Raw genomic sequence first — 20,379 nt, 5'->3', positions numbered from 1 at the left:
CTCGACGCTACCGGAGACTCTCGAGATTTTCGAGAATCCGTCGCTTTCTGTTCTCCGACTCGGCAAGGCGGGCTCTCTCCTTTTCAACAACATCCTGAGGTGCCCGAAGGAGGAAACTTTCATTGGAGAGTTTCTTTTCGCTCATGGCCATATCCTTGTCGAGCTTCTCCAGTTCCTGTGCGAGGCGGGCGATCTCCGCGTCAACGTCCAAGAATTCCGACACCTCCAAATAGGCCACTGCCTTCGGCAGGACGGCGGAGAGTGAACGGGGAAGATTTGTTGCCTCTCCAAGAATGAGCAGTGTCTCTACCCGGGTGAGCAAACGGACAAGGTCCTCGCAGGAAGCGAGAAAGCACCGGTCCTTTTTCTCGGGTACGACCAGAACCACCCGAGGTGCCACGGTTTGGGGAGAAAGGCGCGCCTCTGCCCGGAGATTACGAATATTCTTCACTAAATCCTGGAAAAACGCCATGTCGTCGTCTTTGTCGAGGTGGAGAGGGATATGCTCCGGTTTCGGCCAGTGCGATTCCTCAATGGAAGCCTCGCCGAATCCGAAGGCATGCCAGAGTTCTTCCGTGACAAAGGGAATGACGGGATGAAGCAGCTGCAGTGTCACGGAGAAGACTTCCCGCAGAACCTCCCGGGTAGCGCGTTTCCTCTCCGGCCCCTCTTCGCCGCGCAATGCCGGTTTCGCCATCTCCAGATACCAATCGCAAAGCTCGCCCCAGACGAACTCGTAAAGCCCGCGTGCGGCTTCTCCGAAGAAATAACCGTCGAAATGCCGTGTCGTCGACGTCACCATTTCCCTTGTTCTTGAAAGGATCCAACGGTCGTGAAAGCGGAGTCCGGTGGACTTTTCCAGAGAAAGGAGATCGCGTTTCTCAAAAGAAGATGTTTCGTCCTCCAGGTTCATGAGGGCGAACCTGGAAGCATTCCAGAGCTTGTTCAGAAAAAAGCGATACGTTTCGATCCTGGAAGCGCTCAGGAAGATATCCCGACCTTGCGTCGTGAGTGCCGCGAGCGTGAGCCGAAGCGAGTCCGCACCGTATTGCTCGATGACGTCCAACGGGTCGATCACGTTTCCCTTGGACTTGCTCATTTTCTGTCCCTGTTCATCCCGGACGAGAGCGTGGATGTACACGTCCCGGAAAGGAACGTCATTCATGAACTCCAGCCCCATCATGATCATGCGTGACACCCAGAAGAAGATGATGTCGAATCCGGTGATGAGAAGAGATGTGGGATAATAGCGAGATAACTCCTTCGTCCGCTCGGGCCAGCCGAATGTGGAAAAAGGCCAGAGCGCACTGCTGAACCACGTGTCGAGCACATCCTCTTCCTGGGTAAGCTGTGTGCCACCACATTTTCCGCACTTTTTCGGCGTCTCGTTCGCCACGACAAGGGTACCACACTCTTCGCACGTCCAAGCGGGAATTCGATGTCCCCACCAGAGTTGCCTGGAGATGCACCAGTCCCGAATATTCTCCATCCACTGGTAATATGTGTTTACCCACTGCTCGGGCACCCAGCGGATACGTCCGTCCTTGACCGCCTGAACTCCAGCCTCTGCGAGGGGTTTGGTGCGGACGAACCACTGTTCGGAAAGATAGGGTTCGATGATTGTCCGACAGCGGTAGCAGTGCCCCACCGCGTGATCATGTTCCTCCATCCGCAGCAACAGATTCTTCGCCTCAAGATCGCGGACGACGGCGGCCCTGGCCTCGAAGCGATCAAGCCCGGCGTATCTCCCCGCGCTGTCGTTCATGATTCCCTTGTCGTCCACGACCTGGATCTGTTCGAGACCGTGCCGCAATCCCACCAGGAAATCGTTCGGGTCATGGGCAGGTGTGATCTTCACACATCCCGTTCCGAACTCGGGATCCACCATGTTGTCCTCGATGACGGGGACAGGCCTGTCCACAAGAGGCACGAGGACGGTTCTACCGATGAGGTGGCGATTTCGCTCATCTCTGGGATGCACGGCAATCGCGACGTCGCCGAGGATCGTTTCGGGCCTCGTCGTCGCAATGGTGACACCGAAGGATGCGCCATCCTCTTCCCGTCCACCGTCGGCGAAGGGATAGGTCACGAAATAGAGCTTGCCGGACGTTTCCTCGTGTTCCACTTCGAGATCGGAAAGAGCCGTGTTGCATCGGGGACACCAGTTGATGATGTATTTCCCTTTGTAAATCAGATCTTTTTCGTAAAGTTTTACGAAAACCTCACGGACAGCCCTGGAAAGTCCTTCGTCCATGGTGAAGCGCTCTCGCCTCCAGTCGCAGGAGGCGCCGAGCTTCTGGAGCTGGCGGATGATCCGGCTTCCGTACTGCTCCTTCCACGACCAAACCCGCTGTTCAAAGGCCTCTCTTCCTATGTCGTGACGAGAAAGTCCCTCCTGGGACAAGTGTCGCTCCACCACGTTTTGCGTGGCGATGCCCGCATGGTCCGTTCCAGGAAGCCAGAGAACGTTGCATCCGCACATACGTTTGTAACGACAGATAATGTCCTGAAGCGTGTTGTTCAGGGCGTGTCCCATGTGGAGTGAGCCGGTTACATTGGGAGGAGGGATGACAATGCTGAAAGCTTCGCCTTCGGCGTCGGCTTCACCGTGGAAGAGTCCTCGCGCCGTCCACCAGGCGTACCATTTATCTTCGATGGGATCTGGATCGTAGGCTTTGCCGATTTCTCGCGTTGCGTCCACCGTATACCCTCCTCTGTCATATCAAGCCTCGGTGGCTTGACCGGAAGCGTTTTGGCTCGAAAAAGCCGTGAGGAACAGTTTCAATTCTTCCACACCCAGTCCGGAGGCGGCACCGGTAATGTGTGGTACCGTCCTCGTAAAAACGCTCCGAGAAAGATAGCGCTCCAGGTATTCTCTGTGCTTTCCCCGGGCGATCTTGTCGGCTTTCGTGAAAACTACCTGAACCGGAATGTCGTTTCCGCGGGCCCATTGCTGGAAAATCCGGTCGTTATCCAAGAGTCCGTGCCGAAAATCGACGAGCTGGAGCACGAGAGCGAGGGATTCTCTTCGGAGCAGGTATTCCTCGACAAGCATCTTCCACTTCTGCTGCTCGCTCTTCCCCCGTTTCGCAAAACCATACCCGGGAAGATCCACCAGCAGAAATGAGACGTTCTCGGACTCGCAGATGATGGAGAAAAAATTGATGCTTCGAGTTTTTCCGGGCGTGTTGCTCACGTGAGCGAGACGTTGTCCGAGAAGCTTGTTCACGAGTGTCGATTTGCCCACATTGGATCGCCCGACCAGCGCGATTTCCCGAAGACGAGCCGGAGGGAACTGCGCTGGCGTGTAACACGTGGACAAAAGGCCGGCTTTCCAGAGGATCATGCTTTTTCTTCCAAGAGTGCCGTACGGAGCACTTCCGAAACATGCTGCACCAGAATGAAGTCAAGCCCGCGTCGCACCCAGGGAGCGAGACTTTCAAGGTCAACCCTGTTCCCCTCGGGGAGGATGACCTGTCGGATACCCTGTCGCTTTGCCGCGAGAACTTTTTCCCGGATGCCTCCCACAGGGAGGACGTTTCCCCGAAGCGTGATCTCGCCTGTCATAGCGAACTCGTGTCGGACTTGCCTGTGGGAGAGAGCCGAAAGAATGCCCGTGGCGAGTGTCACTCCGGCGGAGGGACCGTCTTTGGGGATGGCACCTTCCGGAACATGCACATGGAGGTCCGTTTCATCCCAGGCAATCTCCGGAATGCCGAGGGCGTCGGCATTGGCCTTGATGTAGCCAAGGGCTGTTCGAGCCGATTCCTGCATGATATTTCCCAGGTTTCCGGTGAGTGTGATGTTCCCCTTCCCTTTCATCGTCACCGTTTCGATGACCAGAACGTCCCCACCCGTTTCAGTCCAGGCGAGACCGATGACGGTTCCTTCGCTGGGTTCCTTGGGAATACGGGTGTCCTTCGTGAGAGGAGGTCCCAGATAAGTCTTGATCTGCGCGGCGGTGACCCTCACGGGAAGCGTCTTTTGCTCTTTTCTCTCATCTGCTTCGACGATCTCCCTCGTAGCCTTTCTGGCAAGCTTCGAGAGCTGTCGCTCCAGGTTCCGCACCCCTGCCTCACGAGTATATTCGCTGACGATTTTCTTGATCGCCTTGTCGTAGACGAGAACATCATCCTTCGTCAGGCCGTGTTCATGGAGCACCTTCGGCAGGAGGTGCCTCCGGGCGATGTAAAGCTTTTCTTCCATGACATAGCCGGGAATGTGAATCACTTCCATTCTGTCGAGCAGTGGACGCGGAATGGTGTGCGCCACATTTGCGGTGGTCAGAAAAAGAACTCTGCTGAGATCGAAAGGGACCTCCAGAAAATGATCGGTGAAGAGATGGTTCTGTTCCGGATCGAGTACTTCCAGTAAGGCCGCTGCGGGGTCACCGCGAAAATCCACGCCGATTTTGTCGATCTCGTCGAGAAGCATCACGGGATTTTTGGTGCCGCAACTCCGAATTTTTTGAATGATCCGTCCGGGAAGCGCTCCCACATAGGTTCGCCGATGTCCGCGAATCTCTGCCTCGTCGCGCATGCCTCCAAGAGACATGTTGACGAATTTCCTGTTCAACGCCCTTGCGATGGAGCGTCCAAGGGACGTCTTTCCCACGCCGGGAGGTCCGACGAAGCAAAGGACCTGTCCTCGCACGTCCTGGCGCGCTCTCTTGCGAACGGCGAGGAACTCGAGAATTCTCTCCTTCACCTCTTCGAGCCCGTAATGGTCTTCCTCGAGCACATTCTTCGCGAGGGCAAGATCGAGTCGATCCTTGGACTGCTTTTGCCACGGCAGGGAAACGAGCCAGTCGATATAGGCCCGTACCACCGTGGCTTCCGCCGACATGGGAGGCATTTTGGTGAAACGTTCCAACTCTTTCAGTGCCCGTTTCTCCACGTCCTTGGGCATGCGCGCCTTAGTGATTTTGTCGGTGAACTCCTCGTATTCGGAAGAGCCCTCACCATTACCCAACTCGTCCTGAATGACCCGGAGCTGTTCCTTGAGGTAGTATTCCCGGTGGCTTCGTTCCATCTCTCGCCGCACTCGGTCATGAATGTCATGCTCCAGCTCGAGGATCTCGATTTCCCCGAGGAGTATCTTCAGGAGGTGTTCCATTCTCTGTTCCGGGTCCAGGATCTCAAGAAGCTGCTGTTTTTCCGCGACCTTCACGAGCAGATGGGAGGAGATGAGGTCTGCCATTTGTCCCGGGTCTTCGACGGACATAACGGACATGACCACTTCACTGGGAATTTTCGGATGAAGTGTTACATAATGTTCGAACTGCTCAAGAATGCTTCGCCGGAGAGCCTCGATCCTGTCCGTTTGGATCACGCTCGTCTCTATCCGGCTGATCTCCGCTTCGAAATAATCCCTCTCGAGAGAATACCGGTCCACGCCAACCCTGGCGATGCCTTCCACGAGTGCTTTCGTTGTCCCGTCGGGAACGCGGACCATCTGCAGCACGTGGCAGAGGGTTCCCACGTGATACAGATCCTCAGCGGAGGGGTCGTCCACGTACATCTCCTTCTGGGCGACGACGAGGATGTTCTTGTCCCGCAGCATGGCTTCTTCCAGAGCCTTGAGCGACCGTGGGCGCCCCACGAAAAGGGGCGCGATAATTCCGGGGAACAACACGAGATCCCGCACGGGAAGGACGGGAATACGCCGGAGCGAATCGGATCCCATGTTTAAGCGACCTCCTTGTCGTCCTTGCGAATCTCGACGGGATGGACTCCGTCCTCGACGGTCTCCTTCGTGACAAGGATTTTCTTGAGTTTCTCAGCCCTGGAGGGAACGATGTACATGAGATCCAACATGATGGATTCCATGATGCTTCGCAACCCCCGCGCACCGGTGTTGCGTGCGGCGGCCTTGGCAGCCACGGCCTGAATGGCCTCTTCCGAGAACTCCAGGGTCACACCTTCCATTTCGAAGGATTTGACATACTGCTTGACGAGGGCATTTTTGGGTTCCACGAGGATGCGCATGAGCGCTTCTGTGTCCAACTCCTCGAGAGGTGCGATGATGGGAAGACGTCCCACGAATTCCGGAATGAATCCGTAAGCCATGAGATCTTCCGGCTGCGCTTCCTTGAGAAGAGAATAGCGGTCCGAACGAGAATTGCTCAGCACCTGTCCGCCGAATCCAATGACTTTTTTGTTGACTCTCCGGGCAATAATGTTTTCGATTCCCTCGAAGGCACCTCCACAGATGAAGAGGATATTCGTGGTGTTCAATTGCACGAAATCCTGATGGGGGTGCTTGCGTCCGCCCTTGGGCGGTACGTTGGCGACAGTTCCCTCGAGAATGCGAAGCAATGCCTGCTGCACTCCTTCTCCGGAGACATCCCTCGTGATGGACACGGATTCGGATTTTCGCCCTACCTTATCCACCTCGTCGAGGTAGATGATCCCCCGTTCCGCGCTTTGCACGTCGTAATCGGCGGCCTGAAGGAGACGCACGAGAATGTTCTCCACGTCTTCCCCCACATATCCCGCCTCGGTGAGTGTCGTGGCATCGGCCATTGCGAAAGGCACCTGCAGTTTTTTCGCCAGGCTCTGTGCAAGAAGTGTCTTGCCCGATCCCGTGGGACCGATGAGAAGAACGTTACTTTTGTAGAGTTCCACCTCAGGATCAGGCTCCTGCATGGAGGCAATGCGTTTAAAGTGATTGTACACTGCAACAGCGAGTACTTTCTTTGCCGCGTCCTGGCCGATCACATATTGGTCGAGAAACTCCTTGATTTCGTGAGGCCTGGGAGTTTCCTTCGGCTCCGGAAGCGCCAAGTCCTCCTGAGGCGTTTTTTCTTCCTTGAGAATGAGGTTGCAAAGGTTTACGCATTCGTTACAAATGTAAACGCCGGGACCCGCGATGATCTTCAACACTTCTTTCTGCCCCTTGCCGCAGAAAGAGCAGCGAATGCCCCGTCGCTTTCCGTCCTTGTTGTCTCCTCCATCGAATCGAAACATGTGGCCCCTCCTTGTGGAGACGTACTCCATCGAAACTCCTATGGGAATCAATCATTGATGTTACCGCAATTCACTTCAAAAAACAAACAAGGGAGCAATCGCTCCCTTGTCGCAGGTATCAGCCCCTCCGCGAAAAGGTGTCCGCCGGGGTCGTTCCCCTTCCGTCAGCGTTTTTCGATGACCTTGTCGACAATTCCGTAACGCTGGGCTTCTTCTGCGGACATGTAATAATCCCTGTCCATGTCTGCGGCGATTTTTTTGATGCTCTGTCCCGTGTGTTCCGCCAGGATCTTGCCGAGGAACTCCTTCATCCTGAGAATTTCCCTCGCCTGGATTTCGATATCCGCCGCCTGCCCCTGCGCACCTCCGGAAGGCTGATGGATCATGATCCGGGCGTGAGGAAGAGAGTACCGTTTGCCCGCAGTGCCGCCGCAGAGCAAGACCGCCGCCATGCTCGCCGCCTGCCCGACGCAAATCGTCGATACGGGACACTTGATGTACTGCATGGTGTCGTAGATGGCCATCCCTGCCGTGATGACGCCTCCGGGGCTGTTGATGTAGAGATGCACGTCCTTGTCGGGATCTTCGCTTTCGAGAAAAAGGAGCTGTGCTACGACGAGGTTTGCCAGATGGTCCTCTATGGCATCACCGATGAAGACGATGCGGTCCTTGAGCAACCGGCTGTAAATGTCGTAGGAGCGCTCCCCCCGTCCGGTTTGTTCGATGACATAAGGTATGGTGTACATGAGGTCACCTCTCACTTGGCCGCGCTGTCTTCAGCAGGTTGTTCCGATTCCGCCCGCGTTTCGTCTCCACCGGCGGGAATTTCCTTCACGGTCACACAGGAGGCGAGATGAGCGAGGGCCTTTCCCATGCGAACATTGTGCACCAGTGCGGCGAGAGCCTGCTGGTTTTTTCCGTACAGCTCATACACTTTCTTGAGGGGAACTCTTTCGCGAAAAGCAAGAAGACGCATCTCTCTTTCCACGTCTTCATTGCCGACCTCAATCTCCGCCTTATCCGCATACGCCTCGAGGATCAGACTGTTTCTGACGTTTTTCTCGGCCCGTTCACGAAGCTCCGCCTCGTACGCCTCCAGGCTCTGCCCGCTTTGTTCCAGAAAAGCCTCAAGCGTCGTGGAGAGTTGTTGTTCGAGATATTCCCTCTCTTTTTCCCTGAGGGATGCCTCTTCTCGGGAAACGAGCGTCTCCGGAAGAAGCTCAACGGAGGCTGCTTCCACGAGTTTTGCGAAGGCGCCGTTCTTGACGGCCTCGGCGGATCGGTACTCCATTTCCTTGACCATACGGTCCCGGAGAAGTGAACGTAGCTCTTCGAGAGAAGAGGCTTTCCCTTGCGTCCACTCGGAAATACGGTCGGCATCGAGTTCGGGCAGTATCTCTTCCTGAACTTCGAGGACGTTGAATCGATAGGTCACGTCTTTTCCGGCGAAACGTTCATCCTTGTAGTCGTCTTCCATGTGAATGGTCACGGAGACATCCGCCCCCGGTTCGGCTCCTAAAAGGGCACTGCGAATCTCGTTCCGGAGTTCAGGGGAGTGGAGGTGAATGTGGGCATCCTCTTCGGTGAAGGGAACCTCTTCTCCGGCAAGAACGGCACTGTAGTGAACCTTCACCGTGTCCGACTCCACGGCACTCCGTCCATCAACGGAAACGAGAGACGCGTGTTCCTTGCGGAAACCCTCCACGGCCCTGTCGATATCTTCGTCCGTGAAGGTGAAGACAGGTTTTTCCACAACAAGGTCCTTGGGATCCACAAGAGCGACTTCAGGGCGAACCTCGAAGGTCATGTCCATGACAAGAGGTTTTCCTTCATCGACTTGCGTGAAGGAAATCTGGGGTCTTTCCAGGAGAACCAACTCGTACTCCTCGATGAGTGTATCGACAATCTTCGGGACGAGATTTTCCAGAGCCTCCGTGTGGATGGCCTTTTTACCCACCACCATCTCGAGAACACGACGTGGGATGTGCCCTTTCCGAAATCCTTTGATGTTTGCAGATTTGCTTAATTCTCGAACGGCATTGGCAACCTCGCGTTCGAATTCTTCCGCGTCGATTTCCACATGAATGACCGTTTTGTTCTTCTCCTGGGAAAGAATTTCTGAACGCAAGAAGGACAACCCCTTTCGCCGAGACGGTTTTCGTACTTTGCTCGTAGTATAACACGGTCAATGTAATACATAAAAAGACCTCGATGGAAAGCCCACCGAGGTTTCTCAGTCTTCTAACCTGAAACGTGGTGCGAGAGGGGGGACTCGAACCCCCACGCCGAAGCATAGGATCCTAAGTCCTACGTGTCTACCAGTTCCACCACTCTCGCAGACTGAAATTTCTGGTGGACCGTGCAGGAATCGAACCTGCAACCCCCTGATTAAGAGTCAGGTGCTCTGCCAGTTGAGCTAACGATCCGTTCTCACTTGTACTTGAATTACCGTTTTTGCTTGCGTTCACTCAGGCTTTTGCACATTCCCCACGATTTTCAATAACGAGGACTGTGCTAAAAACGATTCCCCTGGGAAACCCCTCCTAGGGGGACCGAGAAAAACTTGGCGCGCCGGACAGGATTTGAACCCGTAACCTTCGGATCCGTAGTCCGATGCTCTATCCAGTTGAGCTACCGGCGCACAAAAGGCACTTCTGGCGGTGGGAGAGGGATTCGAACCCTCGAGGGAGGTTTTTGCCCCCCTACCCGCTTAGCAGGCGAGCGCCTTCAACCGACTCGGCCATCCCACCCCAACGACGCGGGGTATATTCTATTAAGGCTCACTCTTTCTGTCAATACCGTAAAGCCACGAGTTTTGCCAGATCTTTCGAGGCGACGTCCCCCGTATCACAAATTTCCCCTTGTCTTTCTCCGACCGCTAGGCCCGTCAAGGGACTTTGCTCTTGTGCCGCCTCAGGAATTGCTGTCCGGCGATGTGAGGTCAGGTGAGAGCGGTACGACCTCCGGAGATGCCGGCGTCATGTCCGGCGACGCGGTTTCCGTAACAGGATCGGCGAAAAGCGATGCATCAAGAAGGCGAACGGTGGCACGCTGCCGCAGGGATGCAAAATAGGCATTCTGAGCTTCCCTACGCTTTTCTCCGAGAATGAGTTCACGCACGTCTGCACTGACATCCTCGAAGGGAACGATGCCGCCCTCGTCTCTGCTGATTCGCTCCAGAACATAAACATCCTCACTGAGCACCACAGGGGATGTCGCGGCGCCATCTTCGAGAGAGACTACGGCGGTCCAAATCTCCTCTGGGACCCGCCCTTTCGCAAGGGTAACCGTGCTGTCCTCGGAGACGGGATATACCAAGTCATCCGAGAACGTGCGTCCCAAATCGTTCCAGGAGGCGCCGGCGAGGAGTTCCTCGGAAAAACGCTGCGCCTTGTCCCGGTCCTTGAGATGTGCCGCACGGACCAGAATCGTCTCCGGGCGAGTGAAGAAAAGTTCTTTGAGCGTATCGTAGAACTGAACGTCCTCGTCGCCCGAAATCGTCACGCCGGAGACTTCCATTTCGAGAATCTTTTGCTGCGCGATATTGTCGGCGATCTCCTTGCGCAGAACTTTTTCGTTGATCTGTTGCTGTTGGATGTACTCCCGGTATGCCTCGATCGTGGGAAACTGGTTTTGGATATTCTTCAGCGCGATGTCAATCTCCGCGTCGGAAACATCGATCTTGCGAGCCGCGACTTCCTTGCGGAATTCCTGACCGATGGCGAGATTATCGATGAACTGGCGCCGGAGACGCACGACGTCCGCCTCTGTGACATCCTTCATCCCGCTCCGTTCCGCGAGGTCCGCCACACCTCGTTCGAGCTGGGAACGCATGACCTTGTTCCCGTTGATTTCGGCGACGGCATAGTCGCCTTCCGCCCTTCCGCCTCCGCCGGAACGGGTGTACATGCCGTAACCAGCGAAAATAGAGATGACGAAAAGAATCACCACACTGATCATGATTCCCTTCACCTGGGTGCGCAGTGTCTTCATGAACAAGGCAAACCGTCCCCTTTCGTGTTTCCGTTTCCTCGTGCCATTTTGCGGCAGCGTCACATATGATACGGTCGATACCGGAAGGTGTCAAAGGTCCATTCTTTCGAAAAAAGGGGTCAGTTCGTGCGAGGACGGAGGACTCTGGAAAGGCGTAGTCCTGGCTGTCGCTCCGGATCACTCACGTTTTCCCATCCTCGGAGTAGGATTCCGAAAAACTCAGACATCCCGCATGGAACTTCCTCGCTTCGGTTGGGCTTTGAGCGGGATAGAAAGATCTGCGGCACCTTGCATCGCTTCGAGAAGAACCTTTTCTGTTTCTTGAACGGCGACGGAAGGCGTCTCCACCACCAGGGAATCGTGAACCTGGAGAACGAGCGTCGCCTCAGGGAGATTTTTTATGGCCAGATTGTGGAAGCGGATCATGGCCAACTTGGCGATATCCGCTGCCGTTCCTTGAATCGGCGTGTTGATGGCGACTCGTTTCAACGCGCCACTCCCCCGCCCTTCGACGGTGGCGACTTCGTCCAGAGGGCGGATCCGCCCAAAAAGTGTTTTCGTATATCCTCGGCGGAGAGCCTCCCGGGATGTTTCCTCCATGTATTCCCGGACGCCCGGAAACACCTGGAAGTAGCGTCGAACCAGTTCCTGCGCCTCTTCATTCCCGACGGCGAGCCGCTCTGCAAGGCCAAAAGCGCTCATTCCGTAGAGAAGACCGAAGTTCACGACTTTCGCCTTGCGCCGAAGCTCCGGGGTAACATTCTCCGGTGAGACGGAAAAGACCCATGAGGCTGTTTCCGTGTGGACGTCTCGTTCTTCGACGAAGAGAGTGCGAAGACGTTCTTCTCCAGAAAGATGCCCGAGAATGCGAAGCTCAATCTGGGCATAATCCGCGGCGACGAAAAGATGTTCCTTTTCTCTGGGGACGAGTGCGCCTCGAAAACGTCCTGCCCACTCGCCGAAGACGGGAAGATTCTGCACGTTTGGATTTGTGCTGGAAAGGCGTCCCGTTCCGGTCACGACATGCTCGAAAGTGGAATGGACACACCCGGTCGTTTCATTTCTGGCCTTGAGAAAAGGGTGAACAAAGCCCGTGAGCATTTTGCTCAATTCTCGATGTTCGAGGAGCAGCGAGGGAACGTCGCCACCTGGACGGGACGCAAGCATTTGCAGGACTGAAACGTCCGTGGAATAACCGGTTTTTGTTTTCTTCAGCGGAGGAAGGCCAAGCTTTTCGAAAAGGAGCCATCCCACTTGTTTTGGAGAATTCAGGTTTACCTGTGTACCCGCGTTCTGCGTAAGCTCTTCTTCAATGACATCGATGCGTTGTTGCAAATCCTTTTCAAGCTCAAGGAAAGCGGCCTCGTGTACGCCGAGGCCGTGTTGTTCCATGCTCACCAACACGGGACAGAGAGGCAGGTCGATGGAGCGCTGGAGTTTCTCCAGTCCGAACTCCTCCAACTGTGGACGAATAACGGAACGAGTACGCCAAAGCGCTTCCGTTACAGCCAAAGGCGTGGTATCGGCGGGGACTCCTTGGCTTTCCAGGGTGTTTCGCAGTGACATGGATGCTCTGTCCGGGTGTAGCAGATAGAAGGATGTCTCGGCATCCCAGATCCGTTCAGGGGAAAACGTCACTCTTCCACGAAGAATAGAACAGAGGGTCTTGTAGCGAAGCGTCAGGAGCGTTCCCTTTTCCGCCCATTTCGAAAAAGGAACGAAAAAGGCTTCGCTTTCAGGGGATCCGGACCAGCAGCGTCCGTCCCTGGAAGCGAGAAAGAGCGTTGGACACTTGCCTCGGAAAAGTTCCTCGTTCTCTGGAAACCAATGGACAGCCAGCTCGTCCTCGCGGAACAATTCGTCCAGAGGGACTGTCCGATAGGCTCGGTTCTCCACCTCTTCGGAAAGAGAACGCGTTTTCAGTCCGCCTTTTTCCTGTGTTGTCCTTTCATCTTTCGGAGCCTGGTTTTCGGAAGGAGTCTCTCCCGATTCTTTTTCTTTTCCCGAAGAAGCGTTTCCCAGAGTAAGAATCTTTGCTGAAAAGCGTTCCATGCCCAACCGTGAGCAGAGGTCCCTCAGTCCCTTTTCATCGGCGCTTCGCGGCAGAAGTGTCTCAAGGGCAAGTGCCTCTTTCATGGAGAGCGTCACGAGATCTCTGCTGGCCCACACAGTTGCCTGATGTTCCAGAAAACGCCCCTTCAGGGTCGGAGAGAGTTCGGAAAGGGACAAATAGATGTTTTCCAAGGACCCATAGTGCCCGAGAAGTTTTCGCGCCGTTTTATCGCCTACACCAGGAATTCCCGGAATGTTGTCCACAGCGTCCCCCACTATGGCGAGATAATCTCGCATGGCATCCGGACGAAATCCATACTCCCGGACAAAAATCTCCTCATCGAACAGGGCAAAGGAAGAGACACCTTTTTTCGGACGAAGAACACGGATTCGGTTTCCAAGAACCTGGAGGATATCCTTGTCCGCAGAGACGAGAAGGACCTCGGCCCCTTCGGCGGCCACACGGAGTGCAGTCCCGGCAAGGACGTCGTCTGCCTCGATGCCCTCGAGTGCGGTGACACAGTATCCCGATGCGTGAAGTATCGATTTCAAAAGCGGAAGTTGCCTGGAAAAGTTCGGCGGGGTGGGAACGCGTCCCTCTTTGTATGCGGCATAGATTTCATGACGAAACGTGGGCCCCTTCGCATCGAAGACGATGCCCACGTGGGATGGGGTCCATTCCTCGAGAATTTTCTGGAACATGTTCAAAAACCCCACGATAGCGTTTGTTGGTGTACCGTCGGGAGCGTTGAGTTCCGGCAGTGCGTAGAAGGCGCGAAAGGCGAGCCCGTGACCGTCGATAAGGAGTGCGAGTGTTTTTTTCATTGCCTTTTCCATCCTCCGATTCCTGTTTCGCTCAGTATACCCCATTCGGGAAGATGGGAAGCGCTTCCGAAAGACATCGTGCGTTTTCGAGATCCCTCATGTGATGGTAATATAAGGCTTCTCGTAAGCGCCGTAACAATTTTTCCGAATCGACATGTGGAGGGATTACCGATGACAGAGCATGTACGCGTGCGATTCGCCCCTAGCCCTACGGGGGCGTTGCACATCGGAGGCGGTCATACCGCGTTGTTCAATTGGCTCTGGGCAAGACACACTGGAGGAACCTTTGTCCTTCGCATAGAGGACACGGACCGCCAGCGCTCGACCGTGGAATACGAAAAAACAATCATGTCCGGAATGCAATGGCTCGGCTTGGATTGGGATGAGGGCCCCGATCGCGGCGGTGATTTTGGCCCCTACCGCCAATCGGAACGGTTGGAAATGTATCGTACCCATGCGGAACTCCTTTTGAGCGAGGGGTGCGCCTACCGGGATGGAGAGGCCGTGATTTTCCGGGTTCCGCAAGGGAAAACCATTTCCTTTGACGATGCCGTGTATGGAAACATCACCATGCAGAGCGAGACCTACAAGGACATCGTTCTTTTGAAGAGCGACGGTTTTCCCACGTACAACTTTGCCGCCGTGGTGGACGACTACACCATGGATATTACATGGGTCATACGTGGTGAAGATCACATCATGAACACACCGAAACAGATTCTTCTGTACGATGCTTTTGGATGGCGCCTGCCCCGTTTTGCACACCTTCCCATGATCCTCGGCACGGACAAGAAGAAACTCTCCAAACGCCACGGAGCGACAAGCGTGTACGAATACCGTGATCTCGGCTTCCTTCCCGACGGAGTGTTCAACTTCCTGGCGCTTCTCGGGTGGAACCCCGGCGACGAGCGGGAAGTGTTCGATCGGAAAGAGGCAGTGTCCCTCTTCGAACTCTCCAGGGTAACGAAAAAAGCAGCAGTCTTCGACATGAACAAGTGCCACCACATCAATCAGGAGCATCTCAAGCGATGTTCTCCGGAGACGCTTTTCGAACTTGTCTCGCCTTTTTGGAAAGAACTCGGGCTTCCCGTGGAAAGCCATTCCCGCGCCTTTCTCGAGAAGGCCCTGGTCCTCATGGGCGGGCGCGGTCAAACCACGAGAGAACTTGCCGAATACAGCGATTACTTTCTTTCCTTCGCTCCGGTGATCTCCAGATATACCGCCTCCGATCTCGACCCCGGCAAGCGAGCGTTGCTCGACGATTTTTTCCGAAAACTCCTGGTCCTTGATGTGTGGAACGTTTCCTCCATGGAAGAAATGACGCGACGATGGGTCGAGGCGAATGGCGTCAAGATGAAAGACGTGGCAATGGCATTCCGTTGGATTCTGACGGGGCGAAAAGTCAGTCCGGGCATTTTCGAGGTGGCGGAGCTTTTGGGTAGGGACGAGGTCGCGAAACGCCTCGCACACTATGGATTTCCGGGAGCATAGCCCTTCAGGTAGTGTCCGAGAATCGAAGCGGGAGAATCGGGAGCCGCGAGAAATGCATACCAGAGAAGCGCGTGAACAAATTCCAGGGATGCGTCGCCCTGACCCCACACGAAAAAACCTTTCTTGGCGAGAGAAGCGATCCCCACGCCTTTATAGGCCTGGGGATTTTTCGTGTCTCCTTCGGCCTGGCTGCAAGCGATCACCATGGGTTTCATTGGTTCATTCTCAAAACGTGAGACAAGGGCTTGCAGAATCTCGGAGGGAGCGTTTCCAGCGCCAAATCCCAGAAGGACGAGAGCTTTTTCTTCCCCCGTAAAATGCGGCGCACACCCCGGCATGCACAGATACCAACGAAGTTGTCTCGCAAGTGTGGAAATGGTCTCCGCCGTTTCCTTTTTTCTTAAAAGATTTTGAAGATGTTGGGGGGGGCGCCAGTGTAATTCCGGCAGAAGAATCTTCGGCGCTTCACGTCCCCACTCGGGGCTGAAGAAGACGGGCAATCCGTTGACCGCGGTAAATGCGTCGGGATGAATTGCCCTTGCTTTGTGAGCCCGCTTTCCAGGGATCAGCTTCCAGTTGAAGTAGACCCACACACCGGGATAGCCGGCACAGACGACCTGCGCGGCGCCTCGAAGGTTCACCTGCACGTCTTCGGGTGTGTAATCCAGCGTCAGTTGACTTCCTGTAAGCACCACGGGAAGAGGAATTCCTTCGAGAACAAGAGAGAGCCACGCTGCGGTAAAGGCCATGGTATCCGTTCCGTGAAGGACAATAATACCCTGAAGATCGCCTTTCTGCAGCTCCTCGATGATGATTCGAGTGAGCCGGATCCAGTGTTGCGGGTTTAGATCGGAACTGTCCAGTCCGGGAACTCCCCAGGGAACGGCAGTGGCGACCTGAAGGCCTCGGTCGTCGAAGAATTCTTCAAGAAGGCGCTCGAGTCTTTCGGATGCTCCGGTGTCCGGCGCAGTGTCCTTGCCGTCCCTCATCGCTCCGGCTATGGTCCCTCCCGTGAGTACCACCAACACACGCCGCACGGCAATCCCTCCCGGCAAAAAACAGGTCGGCGACAGGATTTCCCCTGCCGCCGACAAAGAACATCACTTCGGGTGAATGGCGTTTTTAGGGCAGGCGTCGGCGCAGGCGGCGCAACCAACGCATTTGACCTCGTCAATTCGGTGCTTTTCCTTGATTTTTCCCGAGATGGCTTGAGTAGGACAGACCTTTGCACATTTCGTGCAGCCAATGCACGCATCCGAGTCTACCTCGTAGGGAGAACGGGGCTGTTCGTCCTCCGCCTCCGAAGTGGTTGCCTGCGTGGCAGGATTTCTCGGGCCGGAATCGCGAACGATCTCTCCGATGCGATCATAGGTAGAGTTGAGACATTCATCAGTCATCCAGATACAGTTGACGGGACAGATCTCCGTGCACTGTTCGCAAAAACAACATCGATCGACGTGGAAGATCACTTTCTTTTCCTCTGGCAGAAACGTGATGGCGTTGGCAGGGCAAACTTTCTGACAAAGCCGACAGCCGATGCAGGCGGAACGGTCATAGGCAATGCGCCCCCGAAACCGCGGAGGGACGCTCACGGGAGGGACAATGTCCACTACCCCCTCTGCTGCCGCACGCAGGGCATGGCCGAGATGCTCCGGCATGTGCGGAAAGGGAAAGGGGTTCGTGAAGGTCGGTTCGCTCAGTTGTCGGAGAACCTGGAGCATCATGCGATTCAACATGGTCGAACTTCCTCCTCACACCAGAGTGTCCAGGGAGACGAGAAGCATACCTGCCAGCGCGAGGCCCGAAACGTGAACCCAGTAGAATTTGGAGGCTTGCCAGATCTTGAGACGTCCCAGCGAGGTGCGCACGAGCGTAACACTTACCATCTGCACGAGAAAGACCTTCATCCAGAACCAGAGAAAGTCCACGGCAAAAGCGATTATGCTGCTCATGCCGAGAAAGCGGGCCAGTGACCACGGGAAGAAGAGAGATACCACGACACCGCACATGGCAAGCGTCCGAACAGCAAAGGTCATCTTCAGCAGCGCGAGATTTCTCCCCGAATATTCCGCAATGAGCCCCTCCAGGATTTCCGTTTTGGCCTCGGGAATATCCATGGGTGATTTTCCCACCTCTGCGGGCACGACGGCAAGAAGCGTCCCCAGAAGTACAAGAAGGCCGAGGAAACCGGTTTTTCCCACCATTTGCCACACGGGAATCCCCACAAAAGATTCCAGATTGAAAGGTTCGCCGGGCATGCCCGTTCTGTAGGCGATCCAAGCGAGAGTACAGATGACCGTTGCAAGAGGGGCCTCGTAACTCATCATGAGGACCATTTCTCGCTGGGCACCTACGTTCGCGTAGGGAGAACCGCTGGAGAAGCCGCCCACCACCATAGCGACGGCGGAGAGGGCGAACAGATAGAGAATCAACACAAGATCACCCTCCCCTCCAAGAATGGGAGGAAGGGATCCTACGGGGATATAAAGGAAAATCATCATGGCGGACACGCAGGCCACCCACGGAGCTCCGTTGAAAAGCCACGCCAATGCGGCTCGAGGAACGATGTTTTCTTTTCCCATGAGTTTCAGCAGGTCGTAGAAAGGCTGAAAGACAGGTGGTCCGAGTCGATTCTGCATTCGGGCATGAACGATTCTGTCCACACCGTCGAATACCAGTGCCACCACGGAGGCGAGAAGGATCAACGCCGTTCCCGAGACGGTTTTCATCAAGAAAAGGGTCATTGCCGCATCAGCCTCCTCGTCTTTTCCCGACAGCGTTCGGTCAATTCCTGTTTAACCAACACTTCCTCGCGTTCTGCGGCACGGTCGGTGACGAGAACCCTCTCCATACAGGAAATACAGGGATCGACACTGTTGAGAATCAGGGGTGCATCAGCCAGTTCCTGTTCCCGGAACATCAGGGGCCAGGAGATGGCATTTGAGTAGGTGGGAGCCCGCACTTTCCACCACGTGATCGTTTCCGTGCCTTTGGTAAGGCGTACGACATGCGTGTCGTCTCCTCTAGGCGCCTCGATGGACCCGATTCCTTCCCCATCGGCCTGCTTCAGATAGTTCAGTAGCTTCGGCAGTTTTGGTTCCCACATAAGTTCACCGGATGGAAGACCATCGAGGCAGCGTTCGATAAGATCCAGAGACTGGTGAATCTCCGTGGCGCGGACAAAAAAGCGATCGTAGACATCCCCATGGCTCTTTCCGAGATAATCCTGGGGAACGATGGGAATCACGTCCAAATCTCCGTAGGCCTCGTAGGGAGCGGACCAGCGGAGATCAATCCTGAGCCCGGATCCTCGGGCCGTCGGCCCCAGAGCGCAATACCGCATCGCCTCCTGGAGAGAGAGAGTCCCAACATGGCGCATGCGTGCAAGCGCCACGGGGTCGTCGAACACAACATCGGTGAAAGTGGCGATGTTGCTCCGGTAATAGTCCAACATGTCCCGAATGGCTCTTGCCACTTCGGGTGTGATATCGCGGCGCACACCACCCACTGTTCCCACACCATAGTTCACGCGGTTGCCGGTCAAGGCTTCAAGGACATCCATCACCTTTTCCCGGAGCTGCATCCCCAAATGAAAGGCGGAATCGTACCCGATGGTATAACAGGCGACTCCCGCCCAGAGGATGTGGGAATGCACCCGTTCTAACTCCAGAAGAAGAGACCGGATGTACTGGGCACGGCGAGGTACGGGGATCTTCGCCGCATCCTCCACGGCGCGAACGAAGCAGGTGATGTGTGAAAATGAACAAATGCCGCACACACGTTCCGCCAGATAGATCACCTGAATCGGGTTCCGATCCCGGGCCATGAATTCGATGCCGCGATGAATAGCACCCGGTCTGATTGTTGCCTGGATGATGCGCTCTCCGTCGACATCAAGCCATGCCGTGATGGGTTCTTTGAGTCCGACATGCACGGGGCCGATGGGAACCCGATAGGTCGTCTTTCCTTGTGCCATAGGCTATTCCCCTCCCCCTGCTACGACAGATGGCGGATGTGTTCTTCCCTGGGGCCGGTCTCATCGCGCCGCATGGGCTTGATCGATGTATCCCAGTTCTCGGGAAGGAGAAGCGGCGATTGATTCGGAAGGCCCTCAAACGCCACACCCAGTATCTCCCTCGCCTCTCGTTCGCTGTATTCGACTCCTGGAATTCGTTCCCAGAGTGAGGGCATGGTGAGATCTTCTTTGGGAATGCGGACGCGTACATTGACTCCAAGGTGTTTCCCTCGCCCTGCACTGCGGAAAAGGGAAAAATGGTAGACGAAAAGAATGTGATCTCCCGAGTCGTCTGTGGAAAGCACGTGAAAGTGGGGAAAATCAAAAAAGAACAGTTCGTCCACAAGGGACAAAAATGCATCCTTTCGTACCGTGATCCAGATGTCGTGGATCAGAGGGTGCTCTTCTCTTCCGGCTTCCTTTTTCGGCCGTAGTTCGAACGCTTCGAGGCGATCCTGAAGTTTTTCCTTGAGAATGCCCAGGACATCTTCAGGGGAACGACTTTCTTCGCTGTGTGAAGTCCACGATTTACGCGTCATGAATGTACTCCTCCTCCGGTTCCGCGGAAACGACCGGAGTCTCCTTCGGAACCGTAAGCGTTTCCCGTATCTTCTCCAGCTTGAGAACGGCCTTTGCAACACCCTCGATGATCGCTTCCGGTCGTGGTGGGCATCCGTTGACATAGACATCGACGGGGATGATGTTGTCCACGGGGCCGTCCAGATTGTAGGATTTGTAAAAGACATCCCCGGAGCAGCCGCAGTTTCCAACAACGATGACAACCTTCGGGTCGGGAATTTGAGCGTAGATACGACGCAGACGATCGGTCATGTATTTCGTCACCGGTCCCGTGACGAGGAGTGCATCGGCGTGACGAGGCGTTCCGACAAGTTTCATGCCGAAACGTTCAATATCATAACGGGGTGAGATGGTCGCAACAATTTCAATGTCGCAACCATTACAGGAGCCGCTGTTGCAGTGAAAAACCCAGATTGACTTTGGCAACACTTCGAGATGTTTTTCAGGTTTCATTGC

The 20,379-nt window shown here is 55.2% G+C and carries 15 protein-coding genes and 4 tRNA genes; 1 reads left to right on the top strand and 18 read right to left on the bottom strand.

What is annotated here, in order from left to right; genetic code table 11:
* Positions 1–7 precede the first annotated feature (7 nt).
* The 12 genes from K349_RS0114195 to polA form a co-directional block, all read right to left on the bottom strand.
* Positions 8–2,701 carry a valine--tRNA ligase gene (locus tag K349_RS0114195; protein WP_029166423.1) on the bottom strand — a complete coding sequence of 898 codons (2,694 nt, stop codon included), beginning with the start codon at positions 2,699–2,701 and terminating at the stop codon, positions 8–10.
* A 21-nt stretch (positions 2,702–2,722) separates the two neighbouring features.
* Positions 2,723–3,346 carry a ribosome biogenesis GTP-binding protein YihA/YsxC gene (gene yihA / locus K349_RS17355; RefSeq protein ID WP_029166422.1) on the bottom strand — a complete coding sequence of 208 codons (624 nt, stop codon included), beginning with the start codon at positions 3,344–3,346 and terminating at the stop codon, positions 2,723–2,725.
* Entirely contained in the window at positions 3,343–5,685 is a 2,343-nt protein-coding gene (gene lon, locus K349_RS0114185; RefSeq protein ID WP_029166421.1) for an endopeptidase La, read from the bottom strand. The genes yihA and lon overlap by 4 nt, the downstream gene beginning before the upstream one ends.
* A gap of 2 nt (positions 5,686–5,687) precedes the next feature.
* Positions 5,688–6,968: an ATP-dependent Clp protease ATP-binding subunit ClpX gene (gene clpX / locus K349_RS0114180; protein WP_029166420.1), complete on the bottom strand. Its 1,281-nt coding sequence runs from the start codon at positions 6,966–6,968 to the stop codon at positions 5,688–5,690.
* A 164-nt stretch (positions 6,969–7,132) separates the two neighbouring features.
* On the bottom strand, positions 7,133–7,714 hold the full coding sequence (gene clpP / locus K349_RS0114175; protein ID WP_034265765.1) for an ATP-dependent Clp endopeptidase proteolytic subunit ClpP: 582 nt from the start codon (positions 7,712–7,714) through the stop codon (positions 7,133–7,135).
* Between the two features lie 11 nt (positions 7,715–7,725).
* Positions 7,726–9,096: a trigger factor gene (gene tig, locus K349_RS0114170; RefSeq protein ID WP_169731358.1), complete on the bottom strand. Its 1,371-nt coding sequence runs from the start codon at positions 9,094–9,096 to the stop codon at positions 7,726–7,728.
* A gap of 126 nt (positions 9,097–9,222) precedes the next feature.
* Positions 9,223–9,305 (bottom strand) — tRNA-Leu (locus K349_RS0114165).
* 13 nt (positions 9,306–9,318) lie between these two features.
* Positions 9,319–9,394, bottom strand: a tRNA-Lys gene (locus K349_RS0114160).
* A gap of 138 nt (positions 9,395–9,532) precedes the next feature.
* Positions 9,533–9,609, bottom strand: a tRNA-Arg gene (locus tag K349_RS0114155).
* A 14-nt stretch (positions 9,610–9,623) separates the two neighbouring features.
* A tRNA-Ser gene (locus K349_RS0114150) sits at positions 9,624–9,718 on the bottom strand.
* Between the two features lie 163 nt (positions 9,719–9,881).
* Complete coding sequence (locus K349_RS0114145; protein WP_029166417.1) at positions 9,882–10,961, bottom strand: peptidylprolyl isomerase; 1,080 nt, start codon at positions 10,959–10,961, stop codon at positions 9,882–9,884.
* Positions 10,962–11,180: 219 nt separating this feature from the next.
* Complete coding sequence (gene polA / locus K349_RS0114140) at positions 11,181–13,838, bottom strand: DNA polymerase I (RefSeq protein WP_029166416.1); 2,658 nt, start codon at positions 13,836–13,838, stop codon at positions 11,181–11,183.
* Between the two features lie 171 nt (positions 13,839–14,009).
* On the opposite strand from polA, the gene gltX reads away from it, so the two are divergent.
* Positions 14,010–15,329 (top strand): glutamate--tRNA ligase, encoded by a 1,320-nt coding sequence (gene gltX / locus K349_RS0114135; protein WP_029166415.1) that lies wholly within the window; start codon positions 14,010–14,012, stop codon positions 15,327–15,329.
* Here the strand turns inward: gltX and K349_RS0114130 are convergent.
* The 6 genes from K349_RS0114130 to K349_RS0114105 all read right to left on the bottom strand — a co-directional run bounded on the left by K349_RS0114130 (position 15,308) and on the right by K349_RS0114105 (position 20,376).
* Positions 15,308–16,366, bottom strand: coding sequence for an asparaginase (locus K349_RS0114130; RefSeq protein WP_029166414.1), 1,059 nt, complete (start codon positions 16,364–16,366; stop codon positions 15,308–15,310). The genes gltX and K349_RS0114130 overlap by 22 nt on opposite strands.
* A 63-nt stretch (positions 16,367–16,429) precedes the next feature.
* A complete protein-coding gene (locus tag K349_RS0114125; RefSeq protein ID WP_029166413.1) occupies positions 16,430–17,065 on the bottom strand; it encodes a 4Fe-4S binding protein in 636 nt (211 codons plus the stop codon).
* Between the two features lie 15 nt (positions 17,066–17,080).
* Entirely contained in the window at positions 17,081–18,073 is a 993-nt protein-coding gene (locus K349_RS0114120; protein ID WP_029166412.1) for a respiratory chain complex I subunit 1 family protein, read from the bottom strand.
* Positions 18,070–19,305, bottom strand: a complete 1,236-nt coding sequence (locus K349_RS0114115) for a hydrogenase large subunit (protein ID WP_029166411.1) — start codon at positions 19,303–19,305, stop codon at positions 18,070–18,072. Before K349_RS0114115 ends, K349_RS0114120 begins: the two co-directional genes overlap by 4 nt.
* 20 nt (positions 19,306–19,325) lie before the next feature.
* Complete coding sequence (locus tag K349_RS0114110) at positions 19,326–19,883, bottom strand: NADH-quinone oxidoreductase subunit C (RefSeq protein ID WP_029166410.1); 558 nt, start codon at positions 19,881–19,883, stop codon at positions 19,326–19,328.
* The gene (locus K349_RS0114105) at positions 19,873–20,376 is read right to left on the bottom strand and encodes an NADH-quinone oxidoreductase subunit B family protein (RefSeq protein ID WP_029166409.1); all 504 of its coding nucleotides are present in this window, start codon (positions 20,374–20,376) and stop codon (positions 19,873–19,875) included. The genes K349_RS0114110 and K349_RS0114105 overlap by 11 nt, the downstream gene beginning before the upstream one ends.
* Positions 20,377–20,379 lie beyond the last annotated feature (3 nt).

This window comes from Aminiphilus circumscriptus DSM 16581 (assembly GCF_000526375.1).
GTDB classification, from domain to species: Bacteria; Synergistota; Synergistia; order Synergistales; family Aminiphilaceae; genus Aminiphilus; species Aminiphilus circumscriptus.
This window is presented reverse-complemented; position numbering and strand designations above follow the sequence as displayed.